Raw genomic sequence first — 19,707 nt, forward strand, 5'->3', positions numbered from 1 at the left:
CCGTGGGGCCTTGCGCAAGGCGCTGGATCAGATCTGCCGCTGGTGGCGGTCGAGCTGCTCGTGACGCTCCTGGGCTTCGATGCAGTACTTGGTGGTCGGGCTGATCAGCAGGCGCTTCAAGCCGATCGGCTCGCCGCTGTCGTCACACCAGCCGAAGCTTTCGTCAGCAATGCGGTCCAGGGCCATCTCCAACTGCGGCAGCAGGCGCTGGTCGCGGTCGATGGCGTTGACCAGCCAGGTGCGCTCTTCCTCGACCGAAGCCACGTCAGCCGGATCCGATGGGCTGTCCAAGCTTTCGATGGAGGTGCGGCTAAGTTCGATGCGCTCGTGGGTTTCGACTTTCATCGCCTGCAGCAGCGCGGTGAAAAACGCGAGCTGTTCAGCGTTCATGTAGTCATCGGCCGACATGGCCAGCAACTGTTCCTTGGTCATCGATTTCTCTATGAAAAAATGTGCATATGGGCGATTCGGGTGCCGCCGACGCTGCTGCGTCAGCGGCGGAATTCTTCAAGCGCCAAGTGGCACTCTTTTACAGGGGGCGGCAGTCTAAGGTGCCAAGCGGCAGTGGGCAACAGAAATGACAGCCAATTTGACCGAAAGCAGCAGGATTCCGCCCGCTGGTGTCGTATTTCCCCGGTGCTGCGCGCCTGATAGGCGCGAGTAGGCAATATGCCGCAACAAATGCCGCCTTGTCAGGCCAGCAATGGACCCCGTGGAGGCGGGGGTGGTAGTTGGCTAGCGCACGGCAGCGGGTGCAACCGGGCTTGATGGGGCTCCTTCACCCACAGGCCCCTGCCATGAACGACAACCTGCAACAACGCCTGGCACAATTCAGCCGTCTCGACTGCAAGGTCGCCAAGCGCTTCAACGATCGCCCGACCTTGCTGGAGACTGCCGAGTATCTCCTCCTCGACCAATGGCAACAACGCCACCTGAGCCGGCAGTACGATCCGCTCAGCCTGTTCCTGAAGACGCGCCTCCCGCAAACCGAAAACACCTACACCCGACCTCTGGCGCAAGTACTGGTCGAACGTTACTGCAGGCGTCGCACACTTAACCTGACAGTGGGTGCCGACGCCCTGATTGCCCGCCCGGGCGAAGATGCCACGCTGGAAATCGACCTGCACGAGGTCGAGTTGCTCATCAACGAGGCGGGGCCTGTGCTGCTCACCGTTCACCAACAGCAACTGACCAGGTATTGGAGCCTGTTCGACAGCAGCGGCGAAACCCCTTGGCAGTGGTACGCCAACGATCTGCGCCAACAACTGCAAACCGCCATCGATGCTCACCAAACGGCCGGTAGCTTGCCCACATTCGCCCTGGCGACCGCTAAGTTGGTGCATGCCTATCCAGACGCGGCCCAACGCAGTAAATGGCCCAACGCCAAGGGCCTGGTTGTCTCCGGCCTGAGGGTCGATTATGCGAACGACAGCAACCTCGACGTGGATCTGGCCAGTGCTGTGCTGATCGAGCTCGCTGATGGGGAGCCGGCGCGTAACCTGACCCTGCTCTACACCCTCAGCGGCAAACTGCTCAGCTTCGCTTCCCGCCAGGACTTGCTGAAAACCATCGCGCGTTACCACGCCAGCACTACCCGGCAAACCCCGCTGCGCATCGATATCACACCCGTCGCATCGTCAGTGTTCGAGGATCAGGCGCTGGGCCTGCTGAACCAGCAGTTGCGCGTAGTCGAAACCCTCGCCGGGCGCTATCACAGAGCACTCGATGCAATCACCCTGAACCTGGACATGGACCGTTTCACCTCCATGGTCGACTTGTGCAGCGATATCGAGGAGGCCCAGCGCCGCTCGCTCTCAGCGCACCTGCCCGACTGGTTGCGCAACGCTCCGAGCCGTCCCCTGATGCACTACAGCACCCTGCTGGTCGACGTCGCGCAACGCTATCACGAAGCCAAGGGGCGCTCCTGGCTGGACGGCGTGCCCACCGCCGAGACCTACGCCAACCAGCAACTGGCCCAACGCCTGACAGCCGATCATCCCAACGATGCCTGCAAACCGGAGCAGGTGCGTGTCACCAACTACCAGGTCGCCGCGGCCACCGCGCCGGTACAAGGCTCCGTCGTGACCAGTGGCGAGGTAACACCCGTCGAGTTCACCTTGGCACAGCTGGCCATCGGCAACCTGGGTCTGCTAAAGCCTGGGCGAATAACGCTCACGTCCACCACTACCGACCCCCTGCCCACGTGGATGACCGAGCACTACCTGCGCACGCTCATCAGCGAGCTGGATATCGCCACCACGTACCCTGACTTGCTGCGGCGCGAGCTGCTCGATGACATGACACAGCGCCAGCAGCGACAACAACGGCTCAAGGCACAGCTTGAGGCGCAACTGCCGGCGCTGGCGATGGAGTTGCACCTGCAAGGCAAGATCCCCGACAGGCAAATCGTCGACCATATCAGCCAGGTGTTCTCATCCTCCCCCTCGATGACGGATCCCAGGTGGGTCATGCGCCCACTGGGCTTCATCAAATCTGCTGGTGCCACAGTGGATCATCCGCGCAATACCTGGCTTATCGAGGCACAGGCCCCCAATGGCGAGGCTTGCCTGCTGTATCGGCCCCTGCATGAAGAGTCGCTGCTGTATTTCAGCGACCGCCTGGCGCTGTTCGTCGCCATCAGCACACCAGGGGCGTTGCAGGACGACCTGCTGCAGCGCCTGCCGAGCGAGGACCGGCGCTTCTACGCCCATGGTGGCTTCCTCGAGCCGCACCTGTTCGTGCCGCTGGACGACACCAGCGCCGTGCCCTTCGCTACACCTGCGCCGGTCAGCCTGGCACTGGAGCCTGCCGAGGATGACGTGGGCCAGGCGCTCTACCTGGCCTGTGTGAACGAATCCATCGCGCGCTTCGACGCGCAGGCCGTCAGCACCTCGCAAACCCGCTGGAACAGCTGGAAGGAACTCGGCTGGTTGTTGTTCAACACCTTGCTGCCGCTGGCCGGCAGTACCCTGGGCAAGGTCGCCTGGCTGGCACAGATGGAAATTGCCCTGGCTCGGTTCACCACATCCGACAGCGAGCGTGACCCCACCGAACATCGCCTGGCCATGGTCGACCTGCTGGTGAATATCGCCATGCTGCTGTTTTCCCATTCGCTCTTCCGGCTACAGCTGGAGCAGGCGCGAAGCCCTGCCCCCCTTGCGCCGCCTCAACGCCCCATGGCGTCCGACGTGGCTACCCCCGAGGTGACCACTGCCCACGCGACGCTCATAGACTTCAGTTGGTCCCGCCCCAACCGTACGCTCAGCCCAGCACAGCGCCAACAGCTAGAGCGACTCCAGGCCCCGATCCGGGCCGCGGACCTCGGTGCGCCGATACCCGCTGGCGAGCTCCAGGGGCTGTACCTGCACGGCGCCACGCTATACACGGTGTTCGAAGGCCACGTCTACGCAGTCGTGAAAGACCCGGCTCGCCAGCACCTGCGCATTGTCGGTGCAGATCAGACCTTCGGCCCCTGGCTACAGGTAAATGAAGTAGGGGCCTGGCAGCTCGATCTCAGGCTCGGTTTCAAGGGTGGCATGCCGCTGTCGGAGCAACTTCGCAAACTCCAGCTCGAAAAGCAGGACGCCCTGCGTGCCGCCAACGACGTGATCAAGGCCGAAGAAGCGCTCATCCCGGCCAAGCTCCGGGAAATGACCACCCTCGAGAACCTGACAAACGCCACGACCGATGACAGCGTACTGAGCACTTGCCAGGACCGCATCAGCGCGCTCTCCAGCTATTGGGAACATCACCTCGAACACCTGAAGACCCGTAATGCGCTACGGGCGGTCAAGGATTTCAGAAAGGTCCATGCCTACGCCGTGTATAACGTCAGTTTCTGCCAACGTGTCCTGCACAAGATCCTGTACCAGCGCTACCAGCCAAACCGTGCACAGTTGCTGCAGATTGCCCGACAACAGCAGCAAGGCCAGCCACTCAGCGCGGCGGATGTGCGCAGCGCCACGCAGCTCCTGGACAAGCTGGCCCCCCTGCTGGAGCGAATGATCGACAACAACAGGCTCCTGCGCCAATGCCAGGATGAACTGGGCAAGCTGGCTGGCCCGCGCTTTCCTGAGATTAGCCAATGGCGAGACCTGGCCGCGACGGTGACCGCCAATGCCGAGCGAGCACTGGTCCTGCGTTTTCTGCGCCTGGAGGGACTGCTCAATCGCATGACCCTGGTCCACGGCATGCAGGGCGACGCGCCCTACTGGCGCGGCCGGTTCTGGGACAACGTGCAGCTGGGGATCGCCCAGCGCGCCAAACTGTTCAGGTTGGCGCAACCGGACCCTGAGGTCAGCACGCGCCTGCTGCACAGTATCAAGGGGCACTTCGAGCTCGCCAACCGCCAACTGGGCAACCTCATCGACCTGACCGAAGGCGATGCCGCCCGGCAAACCGCCCAGCAGTTGCAAGGCGAACTGGATGAAATCCTCGCTGACGTCACGCGAGACCTGAAGGAGCTGCCGGACTACCCACCCGTGCGCACCTTGGCGCAACTGCGCAGCAAGGTGCCTGGGCTGATCGAAACTGCCGAACACGGGGTACTGCTGGCAGAACCCCGCGCAGAAGATGCCAATACCGTCGACCTGCCAGGCCCGGACAGCAAGAGCCTGACGCGAACCTATCATCTCAAGCAGGGCAATTGGGTGGAACTCAAACCCACCAAGGTCGCACCACCCTACAGCGAACGTAGCCTCAAACGCCTGTTGAGGGACAGCTCGGGGTTGATGAGCACGGCGCGCAAAGAGCTGGTGAAAGTCCAGCAAGCGGGCAACCGCTACCTGCCGGTGGAGATCGAAGAATCCATCCTCCATCAACAGGCTCGTTTGCTCGGGCAGGTGGAGGCCATCGAGACTCGCCTGACCAAGGATAATGCAACCGACGAAGGCGTCCAGGGCTTGGATGCCGAAGGTACCGCCAGAGCCTTGCGGGCCTTGGCCGAGGAGCTGCAGAGCAAGGCGAGCCAGCTGCGCATGGAGGCCGCTTTGGCACAGCGGCCTCGCATGAGCGAGGTGCAATTCTTGATCGAGCGAGGCCAGGTGCAACTGGCGAAGGTCGGGACCAGGGTACGCCTGGCCAGTGTCAAGGGGCGGCCCGCCGACTTCCTTGACGAATACAGCATCAGCCATGACGGCAAGGCGCTGTGGTATGCCCACTTCCATTACCCGAGCATGGAGGCTGCCAAGGTCGATTTCACCGCGGGGCACCTGAAGGCCATGGCTCAACGCCATGCCGCAGGCCAGCAGGTGACCGAGGCCAACGGCACGGTCACCGAGGTCTACCGCGCGCCGATCACCACGGCAGCCGCCAGCACCTACTTCTTCAACCTGTAAGCCCCAAGGGGCGCTGGCCTGCCAGCGCCCCGTCGGGCTCAACGGTCCTTGAACTGCGCCTCGCGCTTGGCGATGAACGCCGCCATCCCTTCCTTCTGATCTTCGGTGGCGAACGCGGCATGGAATACCCGACGCTCGAAGCGCACGCCTTCGCTCAAGGTCACCTCGAAGGCGCGGTTGACGCTCTCCTTGACCATCATGCTCACCGGGATCGACTTGCCGGCGATGGTCGCGGCCACCTTCAGTGCCTCCTCCACCAGCTCGGCCTGCGGCACGATCCGCGCCACCAGGCCTGCGCGCTCCGCCTCTTCAGCGCCCATCAGGCGACCGGTCAGGCACAGCTCCATGGCCTTGGCCTTGCCCACAGCGCGGGTCAGACGCTGGGTGCCGCCCATGCCCGGCAGCACGCCCAGGTTGATTTCCGGCTGGCCGAACTTGGCATTGTCGGCGGCGAGGATGAAATCGCACATCATCGCCAGCTCGCAGCCGCCGCCCAGGGCAAAACCGGACACCGCCGCGATGATCGGCTTGCGCCGGTTGGCGATGCGGTCGGCGTCGCTGAACAGGTCGTCGACGTAGATCTGCGGGTATTGCAACTCGGCCATTTCCTTGATGTCGGCGCCGGCGGCGAAGGCCTTGGCGGAACCGGTCAGCACCACGCAGCCGATGTTCGGGTCACGCTCGAGCTGGTCCAGGGCCTGATTGATCTCGCCGACAATCTGCGCGTTCAGGGCGTTCAGCGCCTGGGGGCGGTTGAGGGTGATCAGGCCGACCTTGCCGTGGATATCCAACAGAATGGTTTCGAATGCCATGCAGACTGCTCCTTCAAAGATTGCGCGCAATGACCATGCGCTGAATGTCGCTGGTGCCTTCGTAGATCTGGCAAACCCGCACATCGCGGTAGATCCGCTCCAGCGGGAAGTCGCTCAGATAGCCATAACCGCCCAGGGTCTGCAAGGCATCCGAGCAGACCTTTTCGGCCATTTCCGAGGCAAAAAGCTTGGCCATCGAGGCTTCCACCAACGCCGGACGCCCGGCATCGCGCAACGCCGCGGCGTGCAGCACCATCTGCCGGGCCACGGCGATCTTGGTCGCCATGTCGGCCAGGCGGAAGGCCACGGCCTGATGCTCGATCAGCGGCTTGCCGAAGCTCTGGCGCTCGTTGGCATAATCACGGGCCACCTCGAAAGCGGCGCGGGCCATGCCCACCGACTGCGAGGCGATGCCGATGCGCCCGCCTTCGAGGTTGGCCAGGGCGATCTTGTAGCCCTGCCCTTCTTCGCCCAGGCGATTGGCCACCGGCACCCGCACGTTGTCGAAGACGATCTGGCAAGTGTCGGAGGCGTGCTGGCCGAGCTTGTCCTCGACCCGCGCCACCTGGTAACCCGGTGCATCGGTGGGCACGATGAACGCTGTGATGCCACGCTTGCCGGCGTCCGGGTCGGTGACGGCGAAGACGATCACCACTGCGGCATTCTGCCCGGAAGTGATGAACTGCTTGCTGCCGTTGAGCACATAGTGGTCACCGTCCAGACGGGCACGGGTTTTCAGGCTGCTGGCGTCGGAGCCGGCCTGGGGCTCGGTCAGGGCGAACGCGCCGAGCATCGCGCCACTGGCCAGTGGCGCCAGGAACTGCTGCTTCTGCGCCTCAGTACCGAACTTGAGGATCGGCACGCAGCCCACCGAGTTGTGTACGCTCATGATGGTCGAGCATGCACCGTCGCCAGCGGCGATCTCTTCCAGGGCCATGGCATAGGCCACATAGCCGGTGTCGCTGCCGCCATACTGTTCTGGCACCAGCATGCCGAACAGGCCGAGTTCGGCCATCTCCTCGATGGCCTCCTTGGGGAAGCGATGCGCCTTGTCCCACTGCTCGGCGAACGGTTTCAGCCGTTCCTGAGCGAACGCCCGCACGGCATCGGCGATCTGTTGTTGCTCTTCAGTTACCAGCATGGTTCACCTCAGTACAGGCACTCGACCGCCATGGCGGTCGCTTCGCCACCGCCGATGCAGATGGCCGCCACGCCACGGCGCAGGTTGTTCTGGCGCAGGGCCGACAGCAGGGTCACGAGGATGCGCGCGCCGGAAGCGCCGATCGGGTGGCCCAGGGCACAGGCCCCCCCATGGATGTTCACCTTGTCGTGGGGCAGGTCGAGCTGCTTCATCGCCGCCAGGGTGACCACGGCGAACGCTTCGTTGATCTCGAACAGGTCCACCTCGGCCAAGCTCCAGCCGGTGCGCTTGAGCAGCTTGTCGATGGCACCGATCGGGGCGGTGGGGAACAGCGCCGGGGTGTCGGCGAAGGCTGCATGGCCATGGATCACAGCCAGCGGCTTGAGGCCACGCTTCTGGGCTTCGGAACGGCGCATCAGCACCAGCGCCGCAGCACCATCGGAAATGGAGCTGGAGTTGGCCGCCGTGACGGTGCCGCCTTCACGGAAGGCCGGCTTGAGCTGCGCAATCTTGTCCAGGCGCGCCTTGGGCGGTTGCTCGTCGTCCTTGATGACACGCGTCTCCTTGCCCTCGGTGACTTCTACCGGAACGATCTCGGCGGCGAAACGGCCACTTTTGATCGCCTCTTGGGCGCGAGTCAGCGAAGCGATGGCAAAAGCGTCCTGGGCTTCGCGGCTGAAGTCGCCCTTCTGCGCGCAATCCTCGGCGAAGGTGCCCATCAGGCGGCCCTTGTCGTAGGCGTCTTCCAAGCCGTCCATGAACATGTGGTCGATGATCTTGCCGTGGCCCATGCGGTAGCCGCCACGGGCCTTGTCCAGCAGGTACGGGGCGTTGGTCATGCTTTCCATGCCACCGGCGACGATCACGTCGGCGCTACCGGCCAGCAACTGGTCGTGGGCCATGATCGCGGCCTGCATGCCCGAGCCGCACATCTTGTTCAAGGTGGTACAGGTGGTGTGCTTGTCCAGGCCGGCACCCAGCGCAGCCTGGCGCGCCGGTGCCTGGCCCTGCCCGGCCGGCAGCACGCAGCCGAACAGCACCTGCTCGACACTGGCCGCATCGATGCCGGCGCGCTCGACGGCGGCGCGTATCGCCGCGCTGCCCAGTTGCGGCGCGGTCAGGCTCTTGAGGTCGCCCTGCAGGCCGCCCATGGGCGTGCGCACGGCGCTGACAATGACAATAGGATCGTGGTTCAGGCTCATGTTCGGTTCTCCTTACTTGGCAGCCATGCGCAGCGCGCCGTCGAGGCGGATCACCTCGCCGTTGAGCATGCTGTTCTCGATGATGTGGCGGGCCAGCGCCGCGTATTCCTGCGGGCGGCCCAGGCGTGGCGGGAACGGCACCCCGGCGGACAGCGAGGCACGTACTTCCTCGGTCATGCCAGCCATCATGGGGGTTTCGAAAATGCCGGGGGCGATGGTCATCACCCGAATGCCGAAGCGCGCCAGTTCACGGGCGGCCGGCAGGGTGAGGCTGGCGATGGCCCCCTTGGAAGCGGCATAGGCCGCCTGGCCGATCTGGCCATCGTAGGCGGCGATGGAGGCGGTATTGATGATCACGCCACGCTCGCCGCCCTCGTCCGCCTGGCCTTCGGCCATGGCCGCGGCAGCCAGGCGCAGCAGGTTGAAGCTGCCGATCAGGTTGACGTTGATGACCTTGGCGAAGCTGCCCAGGGCGTGCGGGCCGTTCTTGCCCAGGACCTTCTCGGCGCCGACGATGCCGGCGCAGTTGACCAGCCCGTGCAGGCTGCCGAAGGCGCTGACGGCAGCATCGACCGCCGCCTTGGCGGCCTGTTCGTCGCTGATGTCGGCCACGGCGAAGCGGGCGTTGACGCCCAGCTCGGCGGCCTTGGCCTCGACAGCGGCGGCATTGAGGTCGACCAGCATGACCTTGGCGCCGGCCTCGATGAGCATCTGCGCGGTAGCGGCGCCCAGGCCCGAGGCCGCGCCGCTGACGATGAAGTGTTTGTTTGCAATGTGCATGGCAGTCTTCCTTCAGGCGCCCGCAGCGATCGGCTGCGCGGCTTGTTGTCGGGCGATTTCCTGGTTGCGCAGGATGAAGCGTTGCAGCTTGCCGCTCGGGGTCTTGGGCAGCTCGCCGACGAATTCGATTTCACGTGGGTAGGCGTGGGCGTAAAGACGCTGGCGCACATGCTGGCGCAAAGCCTCTTCAAGCTCGACGCTGCCTTGGTAACCACCGGCCAATACCACGAAGGCCTTGATCAGCTCGGTGCGCTCTGGGTCCGGTTTGCCAATCACCGCCGCTTCGATCACCGCCGGGTGCTCGATCAGTGCGCTCTCCACGTCGAACGGGCCGACTCGGTAGCCTGAGGTGGTAATGACATCGTCGCTGCGGCCGACGAAGCTGATGCTGCCATCCTGGTTGAGCTCGACGGTATCGCCAGAGAGGTAGTACTTGCCGACGAAGGCCTTGGTCGGCAGCCCGTGGTAGCCGGCGAACCAGCACAGCGGCGACTGCTCGCGGTCCACCGCGAGGATGCCGGGCTGCCCGGCGGGTAGTTCGCAGCCCTGTTCGTCCACCACCACGATGCGGTGGCCGGGGATGGCGAAGCCGGCCGAACCCAGGTGTACCGGGTGCAACAGCGCATGGTGGTTGCACAGCACCATGCCCAGTTCGGTCTGGCCGTAATGGTCATGGATGGTGACCCCGAGCTCGTCGGCGAACCAGCGGATCACTTCGGGGTTGAGCGGTTCGCCGGCACTGCTGACCACTCGCAGTCGGCCCTTGATCGGCGTCGAGAATGCGCTCCCCGCGGCAATGAGCAGGCGATAGGCGGTCGGCGAACCCGCCAGGTTGGTGATGCCCAACTTGTCGATGACCCGCGCGCAACTTTCGACACTGAAAGGGCCGTCGTAGAAGGTGGTGGCATGACCCAGGGATAACGGCCCGGTGACCGCGTAGTAGAGGCCATAGGCCCAGCCCGGGTCGGCCAGGTTCCAGAAGTTGTCCTCCGGGCGCAGGTCGATGGCGTCACGCATGTAGCCCTGGAATGCGACGATGGCGCGCAGTGGCACTTCCAGCGGTTTGGCCGGCCCGGTGGTGCCGGAGGTGAACATCAACAAGAAGGGATCGTCGCCACGGCGCATGACCGGCGCGCAGACACTGTCCGCAGCACTCAATACCTGGTGGAAGTCGAGCCCTTCGGTGGCGTCGACGGTCACGATGGTCGGGCAGACCACCACCTCGCCGAGCTTGGGCCGGTTCATACGGTCGGTGACCACAACCTTGGCATGGGACTGTTCGAGGCGGTGCTCGATGGCCTTGGGCCCGAAGGCGGTGAACAGCGGCTGGTAGACCGCGCCCAAACGCCAGGTGGCAAGGATCGTCACCAGCAGTTCGGGGGTGCGCGGCATCAGCCCGGCGACCCGGTCGCCGGCCTCGACGCCCTGGGCCTTGAGCACGTTGGCAAAACGTGCGGCCATGGCTTGCAACTGGTCGAACGTGTAGCGCCCGCTACGGCCATCGCGGTCTTCCCAGACCAGGGCCGGCTTGCCGCTGCCGGTGTGGCGGTCGCAGCATTCGACACAGGCATTGAGGGCCTCGAGGTTGCCATGCAGCGCCGCGGCGGCGGCCCGGGCATGGTCGAACGAACGGGCGGCCTCGGCGTAATCACGCATCGTCAGACTCCTGGCTTCTTATTGTTGGAGTGCACCATTGGTCTGATGATGTTCGCGCCGGCCGTGTCATCCGGCAATGGCCAAAGCTGTCAATCGGCCTGAGCGGATTCGCCCGGATCAAGCAGCTCGCCAGCACCCACCCGGCCCAACGCGTCCTGGGTGAGCCGCAAGGCCAACGCGTCCTCGGCAGCTTCTCGCTCGCTCCGCAGCGCGTTCCAACGCTGCGAGTAATCATCGCTGGTCAGCACATCGACCTGCTCGTCCAGCGCCGTGCCCTGGCTGGCGTAATTCTCGGCAACCGCGGCGAACGCGGCGCTGTGCCGCTGCTCGAGGTAGGCACGCCAGAAGTCGCGGCGGCTGATACTGCGCGCCAGCGCGTCGGTCGCCTCGGCGGCCCGCACCACCGCCAGGGCAGCCTGCTCGCGCGCCTGGGTTATGTCCGCCAGACCATCGAACCTCAGGTACCTGGGCTGGTGAGGCAGGTCCAGGGCTGCGGCCAGCGCCGAGCGATAGCCCAGCACGACCTCCAGCACATCGATTTCAGGGGCACCCGCCAGCCTGCCGCGCTCCCTCTGGGCAGCGTCCTGGGCGGCATGCTCATCCAGCCGGTCCAGGCGGAACAGCTGACGCCCCAGTGTCAACAAGCGCTCCCCGTCCATGCCTTGCGTGCCAAGGCGACGGGCCCTGGCCGTCAGCAGGTGTATCTGCAGGCGGCTGAACCGCTCCGCATGGCTGTCATGACAGCCCCGGACCTCGTCGGCATGAAGGAATATCTCCTCGCGCAGCACCTCGTCCTCACCGATCGCTTCGAGCAAAGGCCAAAGCTGTGCGGACATGTAGTCGGGCGCCCTTCTGAAGTCCGGGATTTCGGTGACGTCGTCCAACAGTTGGAAAAGCCCCCGACTGCCTGGCAGCGCCTCAAGCCGCCTCCACAGCAGGGCATGGCTCTGCTCATCTTCGCCACTGATCGCCAGCCATCGAGCCATGGCCATTGCCCCCTGGTTACCCTCGCCAACTTGCCCCGCATCCTCGACCCTCACCGTCTCGTGCGCATCGACCCGATACAAGCGCTCCATCGACTGGCGCCCCAACGGGTTGCCGATCAGGTTCAACCGGCGCCTGAACGACCATGGCATGCGCGCCACGGACTCCGGCACGCTCTGAATGGAATTGCGGCTCAAGTCAGCCATGTTCAATAGCCCGCAATACTCGATGCCAGTAGGCATCTCCAGCAAACCGCACCGGTGCATGCTCAACTCTGACAGCTGGGGCACCTGATCGAAGCGCATGTTGATCCTGCTGATCGGGTTGAAATCGAGATTCAACGTTCTCAGGCCCGACAGCGTGGCCAGGATGCTCTGGTCCACCTCAGTCATGCGAATTCGATTCGACGTCAGCAGCAAGGTGCGCAGGTTTTCCAGATGCGTGACACCTGGAGGTAGAGCAACCAGCTGATTGTGATTGAGGTTCAGGACACGCAAGGACTCGAAGCAGCGAAGGAAATTGCCTCGCACCTCGGTCAATTCCATGTTGACCATCACCAGCTCGGTGACATGACTGAAATCAACCTCCGCCGGTAGATTCGGCAAGCGACCAATACGCCAACCGCTAACATCCAGGCGCATGCCGTCGACCTGCCTTTGCCCTCCATTGGCCACCTCACCTTCGTAACGCCAGATACCGCGCAGACGCTGGGCAAACTGGGCACGCCGCACCCTGACTTGCGCTTCTGAACCCTGGCTTACCCACTGCTGCAGGGCCTCGTCAAGTTGCCCATAGTTGTGTTCCTGCTCGAGCAGGGCGCCAATCGGCCAGGCGTGATCACGCTGCAAGCGTTGAACATACCACTCGACTTCGTCATCGCTGAAACCAGGGTACAGCGCCCGAACCCGACTTCTCAGTGTACTGTTGGAACTTCGGGAAACCTGCCCCCCAAGCGGGTAGCCGACCCGACCGTCAGGTAACCGTCGGCCTGGGTTGAACCAGGGGGTGGAAGCCCTCCAGCCGAGCCGAGCCAACACCCCGCTGCGTCGCGCCGGCAGCAGCGCTTGCAGGGCCGAGCGCAGTTGCTCCGCCAGATCACCGTCATCGAACTGCAGCGCCGCCCTGTCTGTTTCGCTCAGCAGCGCGGCAAGGGCCTGGAAGATCCCGCCCGGTTCGGCCACTTCCTCTTCCCGTTCAAGCCCCCGAGTGTCGTAAAGGCGGTACTGCCCATCACGCGCAAACAGCACAATCCTGGTACTGCTCGGCCCCTGCGGGTCAAGGACCGCCAGCAAAGGGCCATTTTCCGAACCTTCGCGCAGTTCCAGATTGAGTGCCGAGGGCCAGCCTGGCAGGCGTCCCAGCAGGGCCAAGACCAGTTCACCGGTTCCCTGTGCGTACGCCGTGCGCAGGTACAATCCTTCTATTGCGCGGTTCACGCGGGACAACCCCAGCAATGCTCGGGCCTTTTGCCCAAGCGAGTAAGGCAGGCGCGCCTCCAGCAACGCCTGTGCCCTGACCTCAGGCTCAACATCACGCAACAGCTCCTGGGCATACACCGACGCCAGCCCCGGGAAATCCCGCTGCACCAAGGCCAGCAACCCGTCGTCGGGCGCAACGGTACTCGACAAATGATCGAGCAAAGCCCCCTGTAGCCTGGCTTGCTGTTCGACCAACCGCTCGCCGATAGCTGCCTCGTCCAGCCCCTGCATGTCGGCCCTGCTTCTGCACCACTGGAGCACCTCGACATCCTCGAGTACCGCCCCCGGCAGGCGCAGACCTTGGAACAGTGCCGAGAGCCGGGCATCGGCGTCGAAGCGGCGCAGCGTGTCCCGCAGATTGACCGGAGCGGGCCGGTTCTCGACCAGCACGCCCCGCAGTTCGTCCTTCTCCACGCCCGCCACCTTGAGGATCCACTCGGCCTGTTCCGCTGTCAGAGGAGGATCATGGGGCCAGAGCCTGGCAAGCATCTCGCGGCTGTCATTCCATTCCAGTGGGTGCTCCAGGCGCAGACGCCAGAAGCGCTCACCGTTGTGCTCGACCAGCGGTTCGAAGGCGCCCTCGCCGCGTGGATGGCGCAAGCGCCACGCCAGGTTCTGTGCCGGGCGATACACTTCATAGTAGTGCTCGCCGATGCGCATCCAGCGCCGTTCCCCCACCGCGTACAGGCCGTTATCCTGCAGTTGTGGCCGGTCCGGCGTCGACTCATAGACACGCAGGTCATCGTTCCACAAGCGCGCTCCACGCCCCTGAACGGTCACCGGCTGCAATTCATCGACGAAGGCACTTCCCTGGAAGCTGCGCGCCACCGCACCGATGCCGACGACCGTCGCTGCCGTGACCGCCACGGTCTCGGCCACATTCAGCATATGCGCCATGGCCTCATGCTGGTGCGCTTCGGACCAGTCCACCACCCCTTCGTAGACTTCGCCGAGCGTGTCCAGGACCATCTTCCCAAACAGCACCACACCGACAGTGGGTACCGCCAGCCCGGCCAGGCCCAGCAAGCCCCAGCCGACTTGCTGCCAGCGGTTCAGGCGCTGCTCGGCGGCTCGGTGGTCGGCCTGTGCATTGGGCACCAGCATCAGCTGGCCATCACCCTTGTAGCGTTGCACCTGCGCGCGCGCCAGAGCCGTGAACACATCGACGTCGGCCACCGCCCCCTCCAGTTCGAGGTCTGGCTCATCGTCCTTCAGGCGCAGGTCCAGGGTATCGATGAACCGCGGACGGTCAGCCAGGCTGACCAGTTCGCGAAAGTGCCGATGCACATCGGCCTTGAACAGCTCACCGACCAGGTACGCGTTCATCTGCGCCAGCGAATCGAACCGCTGCAAGGGCGCTGTCGGCAGGCTCGGCAGGTAGAGCACAACGCCCCGTTCATCCCCTGAGGGGCCACGCAGTTGGATCTTCAGGCCATTGGCTACCGTGCAACCCAGGATGCGCAGTTCGCCAGCGTAGGCCTGCAAGTGGTCTTGCGCGGCTTTGTGCTCAGGGCCCAGCAGTTCGCTCAGTGCCACCTGCTCGTCAGCACCGATAAGGCCATTGAGCAGGCCCAGTTCACACGCCAGGGCGAACCCGGTGCGCTGGTGCGAGGCCAGCAGCGCCTCGGCCTGCGGGGTGAACAGCCGCGCCAGGTAAGCTTGATACTGCCCGCCTGCGTCCAGTGCACGAACATCCGCGACCAGCCTGTCCACATCGGCATGCAACAACTGTGTGCCAGCCACGGCGGTCAAGCCACTACCTGTGTAGAAGGTGGCATCGGACGAGAAACCCTGCATCAGGCGCAACAATGCCGGGAACCGCACGTAGTCAATTTTGTCCGTGGGCAAACCAATGCCATGCGGCGCGCTGAAGCGGCGCCGTACTTCCAGCCATTCCAGTGACGCCAACGGAGGGCAATCCGGAATCAGTGCACCCAACAGGGGGCCGAACTGCCGCACGGCAAAGCCTTGCGCCGACACCAGTTGATCGCTGAGGGTCGCCAGTGCCTGGCCGCTCGCCGCATGGGCCTTGAAACACCCGGCCAGTACCCGGATCCGGCTAGGCGCAGCGGCGCGCAACCAGCCGGGTAGTTGCCTGGCAATAAAGGTGTCGGTCATGGCTTCGGGCGTCATGACCGCCACAGCTGGGGTAGATGGGGTTTGCATGGTGTAGGCACCTTGTCATGTGGGGAACCCCACAGTGCCCACGCATTGCGCGCTGCCCCAACAGGAAATGGTGCCAGCTAAGCGGGCGCCGCGCCCTGCATGGCCAGGCTGCGGTAATGCCCAGGATTGCAGCCGAACCACTTGCGAAACGCCTTGTAGAACGAGCTGCTGTCGGCGAAACCCAGGCGCTCGGCGATATCCCCCAGGCCCAACTGCGCCTCGGCCAGCCAGGCAATGGCCAACTCACGGCGCACGCCATCCTTGATGCCCTGGTAATGCTGGCCCTCTTCCGACAAACGCCGGCGCAAGGTCGACACCGACATGTGCAGGGTTCCCGCCACCTGTTCGGCATCCGGCCACGCGCCGGGCGGCATGCCCAGCAGCACATGGCGGATATGCCGGGCCAGGCTCGCGGGGTCGCGGTACTTGACCAGGATATTGCCAGGGGCCTCGGCCAGGAAACGCTGCAACTCTTCGTCCGTGCGCCGCACTGGCAGCTCCAGGCACTCGGCGGCGATGATCATCCGCGTGCGCGGGCGCTCGAACTGCAGGTTTTCGGAAAACATCACCCGGTAGTCGTCGCAGAATGGCGGCTCGGCGCAGCGCAGGTCGATGGCCAGGATCGGGATGCGCCGCCCGGCCAACCAGCAGGCCACGCCGTGGACGATCATCCAGAAAGTGAAGTAGGTGAACGCCCGCCGCGGTGGGTCGCAAGGTTCGTGGATCACGATCTCGGCCAAGCTCTGCTGACGCACCAGGCCCGGTTGCAGGTCCTCGAGCATCAGCGACAGGAAACTCAACATGCTGTCGAGGGCGGCCCCCAACGTGGGCTGTGCCATGGCGGTACGGGCAATGAATGCCAGGCTGCCGCTGCGCAGGCCGCGCCGGTCCATGGCGAAGAATTCGTCGTTGCAGCGCCGCGCCAGCAGGCGCCAGAGTCGGGCGTAGGACTCGGCGCTCACCCGTGCCTCGGGCAGCTCGAGCTGGTCGGTGTCGATCCCTGCGCGCCCCAGCAGCGCGGCATCGGGCTCGCCCGCCGGGCAAGTCTGCAACAGGGCTTCGCGCACCAGCTGCATGGAAATGGTGTCCTTCTCGCTCATCGACAATCCAGTCTATGTGGTGGCGGCCATCTTAGGCCGCGACGGAGAAAACGTCAGCCGCCAATCACTGGCCGGCGGCCAGCCCCAGGAACGCCTGGATCAGACGCAGTTCACGGCGCCGCTCCAGGCAACCGACCAGGTGCTGGTTGACCAGGCCGGCACCGCCCAACGGCCGCGCCACCACCCGCGGGTCATGGGCCACCTCGGTGGACGACACCACGCCGATACCCAACTGCGCCGCCACCGCCTCGGTGACGGCCTCGCGGCTGTCCAGCTCCAGCAGCACCCGCGGCTGCACATGGGCATCGGCACAAGCCTTGTCGAAGGTACGCCGGGTGGTGGAACTGGGCTCGCGCAACACCATGATCTGCTTGTCCAACGCCATCAGCGGCAAGTCGTCAGTAGCGCTGGCCCAGGGGTGCCCCACCGGCAGCAAGGCACACAGGCGCGACTCGCACAGGCTTTGCAAGTGCAGGCCCTTGCGCGGCTCGATCTCGGTCAGCACCGCGACGTCGGCATGCTCCGACAGCAGCGCCGCCAGGGTTTCCTGAGCGTTGCCCAAGCGCAGGTTGACGGTGATGCCGGGGTAGCGTTCACGCAGCTGCGCCAACATCGGCATCACCCGGTGCGGGCCATCCGCCGCCACCTCCAGACGCCCGGTCAGCAACTGGCGATTGGCCTCGAGCATGGCCTGGGCCTCTTCGGCCAGGCCGAACATAGCCCGAGTGATGGCCGCCAGCCGCGTACCCTCCTCGGTCAACTCGACCCGCCTGGCGGTGCGGCGCAGCAAGGTGATCTGGTAGTGCTCCTCCAACGCCTTCACATGCCCGGTGACCGCCGGCTGGCTGATGAACAGCCGCTCGGCGGCGCGGGTGAAGCTGCCCTCACGGGCGACGGCATCGAAGGCGCGGAGCTGGAACAGGTTCATATCTATCGGTACCGCTTATGGCTGGCATATCTACAAACAATTTGATTGATAGCTTGGTGAATTGCAACCTAGCCCCACTAGTTTCCAGCCCACCGCAAGTGAGGAACCACGGAATGAGCAACGCCCCGATCCTGCTGACCCCCGGTCCACTGACCACTTCGATCCGCACCCGCCAGGCCATGCTCGTGGACTGGGGCTCCTGGGACCGCGACTTCAACCAGTTGACCGCCAGCGTGTGCGAGCAACTGCTGGCCATCATCGATGGCAGCGCCAGCCACCACTGCGTGCCCCTGCAGGGCAGCGGCACCTTCGCCGTCGAAGCCGCCATCGGCACCCTGGTGCCCCGCGACGGCAAGGTGCTGGTGCTGATCAACGGCGCCTACGGCCAACGCCTGGCCAGGATCTGCAAGGTGCTGGGCCGCAACTACAGCACCTTCGAAACCGCCGAAGACCAGCCGACCACCGCCGAGGACGTCGACCGCCTGCTGGTCGCCGACCCCACCGTGACTCACGTGGCGCTGATCCACTGCGAGACCAGCACCGGCATCCTCAACCCGCTGCCCGAGATCGCCCAGGTGATCAAGCGCCATGGCAAGCGGTTGGTCATCGACGCCATGAGCTCGTTCGGCGCGCTGCCGATCGATGCCCGCGAGGTCCCCTTCGAAGCGTTGATCGCCGCCTCCGGCAAGTGCCTTGAGGGCGTGCCAGGCATGGGCTTCGTGTTCGCCGAGAAAACCGCCCTGGCCGCCGCCGAAGGCAACGCCCACTCCCTGGCCATGGACTTGCAGGATCAACATGCCTACATGGCCAAGACCGGCCAATGGCGCTTCACCCCGCCAACCCACGTGGTCGCTGCCCTGCACGAAGCACTGCTGCAGTACAACGAGGAAGGTGGCCTGCCCGCCCGCCACCAACGCTACAAGGATAACTGCAAGACCCTGCTCGACGGCATGGCGAAGATCGGCCTGCACAGCTTCCTGCCCGCCGAGATCCAGGCGCCGATCATCGTCACCTTCCACGCGCCTGAAGACCCACGCTACCAGTTCAAGGACTTCTACGAGCGAGTCAAGGCCAAGGGGTTCATTCTCTACCCGGGCAAGCTGACCCAGGTCGAGACCTTCCGCGTCGGTTGCATCGGCGTGGTCGGCGCAGCCGGCATGCAGGCCGCCGTGAATGCCGTGGCCGAGGTGCTGCGGGAAATGGAAGTGCTGGACATCTGACCCCCTGCCCACCGTATTCAAGGAAAACGCGCACATGAACTACAGCAACCCCAACCAGCTGCAAGCCGCCATCCTCGACTGGGCCGGTACCGTGGTCGATTTCGGCTCCTTCGCCCCGACGCAGATCTTCGTCGAAGCCTTCGCCGAGTTCGACGTGCAGGTGTCCATCGAAGAGGCCCGAGGGCCGATGGGCATGGGCAAGTGGGACCATATCCGCACCCTGTGCGACGTGCCGCAGATCGCCGAGCGCTATCGCAAGGTGTTCGGCCGCACCCCGACCGATGACGACGTCACCGCCATCTACGAACGCTTCATGCCGCTGCAGATCGACAAGATCGCCGTGCACTCGGCGCTGATTCCCGGCGCCCTGGACACCCTGACCGGGCTGCGCAAGAGTGGCCTGAAGATCGGCTCCTGCTCGGGCTACCCGAAGGTGGTGATGGACAAGGTGGTCGAGCTGGCCGCGCAGAACGGCTATGTGGCCGACCACGTGGTGGCCACCGACGAAACCCCCAATGGCCGCCCCTGGCCGGCCCAGGCCCTGGCCAACGTGATCGCCCTGGGCATCGACGATGTGGCGGCGTGCGTGAAGGTCGACGACACCGTGCCAGGCATTCTCGAGGGGCGTCGCGCCGGCATGTGGACCGTGGCGCTGGTGTGTTCGGGCAACGCCCTGGGGCTGACCTGGGAAGGTTACCGGGCGCTGAGCGCGGAAAAACTGGAGAGCGAGCGCAAGCGTATCCATGGGATGTTCGCCGCATCGCGGCCGCACTACCTGATCGACACCATCAACGAGCTGCCCGAAGTGATCGCCGATATCAACCGGCGCCTGGCCAAGGGCGAGATGCCGCAGGCGTCCTGACGGATCGGCGTCGCCGTCTTCGCGGGTAAACCCGCTCCCACA

Annotated in this window: 12 protein-coding genes; 3 read left to right on the forward strand and 9 right to left on the reverse strand. The window is 64.7% G+C overall.

The window, feature by feature from the left end; genetic code table 11:
* Positions 1-27: 27 nt before the first annotated feature.
* Positions 28-432: a TraR/DksA family transcriptional regulator gene (locus tag JYG34_RS16935; RefSeq protein ID WP_213657528.1), complete on the reverse strand. Its 405-nt coding sequence runs from the start codon at positions 430-432 to the stop codon at positions 28-30.
* A 365-nt stretch (positions 433-797) separates the two neighbouring features.
* Between JYG34_RS16935 and JYG34_RS16940 the strand changes: the two genes are divergently transcribed.
* Entirely contained in the window at positions 798-5,336 is a 4,539-nt protein-coding gene (locus JYG34_RS16940) for a hypothetical protein (protein ID WP_213657529.1), read from the forward strand.
* A gap of 38 nt (positions 5,337-5,374) precedes the next feature.
* Here JYG34_RS16940 and JYG34_RS16945 read toward each other — a convergent pair whose 3' ends face one another.
* The 8 genes from JYG34_RS16945 to JYG34_RS16980 form a co-directional block, all read right to left on the reverse strand.
* On the reverse strand, positions 5,375-6,148 hold the full coding sequence (locus tag JYG34_RS16945; RefSeq protein ID WP_186660474.1) for an enoyl-CoA hydratase: 774 nt from the start codon (positions 6,146-6,148) through the stop codon (positions 5,375-5,377).
* A gap of 13 nt (positions 6,149-6,161) precedes the next feature.
* Entirely contained in the window at positions 6,162-7,289 is a 1,128-nt protein-coding gene (locus JYG34_RS16950; protein ID WP_213657530.1) for an acyl-CoA dehydrogenase, read from the reverse strand.
* 8 nt (positions 7,290-7,297) lie between these two features.
* Complete coding sequence (locus tag JYG34_RS16955; protein WP_213657531.1) at positions 7,298-8,491, reverse strand: acetyl-CoA C-acyltransferase; 1,194 nt, start codon at positions 8,489-8,491, stop codon at positions 7,298-7,300.
* 12 nt (positions 8,492-8,503) lie between these two features.
* Complete coding sequence (locus JYG34_RS16960) at positions 8,504-9,271, reverse strand: SDR family NAD(P)-dependent oxidoreductase (RefSeq protein WP_213657532.1); 768 nt, start codon at positions 9,269-9,271, stop codon at positions 8,504-8,506.
* A 12-nt stretch (positions 9,272-9,283) separates the two neighbouring features.
* Positions 9,284-10,927, reverse strand: coding sequence for an AMP-binding protein (locus JYG34_RS16965; RefSeq protein WP_213657533.1), 1,644 nt, complete (start codon positions 10,925-10,927; stop codon positions 9,284-9,286).
* An 89-nt stretch (positions 10,928-11,016) separates the two neighbouring features.
* Positions 11,017-15,555 (reverse strand): NEL-type E3 ubiquitin ligase domain-containing protein, encoded by a 4,539-nt coding sequence (locus tag JYG34_RS16970; RefSeq protein ID WP_213657534.1) that lies wholly within the window; start codon positions 15,553-15,555, stop codon positions 11,017-11,019.
* Positions 15,556-15,632: 77 nt separating this feature from the next.
* Positions 15,633-16,655: an AraC family transcriptional regulator gene (locus JYG34_RS16975; RefSeq protein ID WP_213657535.1), complete on the reverse strand. Its 1,023-nt coding sequence runs from the start codon at positions 16,653-16,655 to the stop codon at positions 15,633-15,635.
* A gap of 64 nt (positions 16,656-16,719) precedes the next feature.
* The gene (locus tag JYG34_RS16980) at positions 16,720-17,583 is read right to left on the reverse strand and encodes a LysR substrate-binding domain-containing protein (protein ID WP_213657536.1); all 864 of its coding nucleotides are present in this window, start codon (positions 17,581-17,583) and stop codon (positions 16,720-16,722) included.
* 113 nt (positions 17,584-17,696) lie between these two features.
* Between JYG34_RS16980 and JYG34_RS16985 the strand changes: the two genes are divergently transcribed.
* On the forward strand, positions 17,697-18,803 hold the full coding sequence (locus tag JYG34_RS16985) for a 2-aminoethylphosphonate--pyruvate transaminase (protein WP_213657537.1): 1,107 nt from the start codon (positions 17,697-17,699) through the stop codon (positions 18,801-18,803).
* Positions 18,804-18,837: 34 nt separating this feature from the next.
* Positions 18,838-19,665: a phosphonoacetaldehyde hydrolase gene (gene phnX / locus JYG34_RS16990; protein ID WP_213657538.1), complete on the forward strand. Its 828-nt coding sequence runs from the start codon at positions 18,838-18,840 to the stop codon at positions 19,663-19,665.
* The last annotated feature ends 42 nt before the right edge of the window (positions 19,666-19,707 follow it).

Source organism: Pseudomonas entomophila (assembly GCF_018417595.1).
GTDB lineage: Bacteria > Pseudomonadota > Gammaproteobacteria > Pseudomonadales > Pseudomonadaceae > Aquipseudomonas > Aquipseudomonas entomophila_C.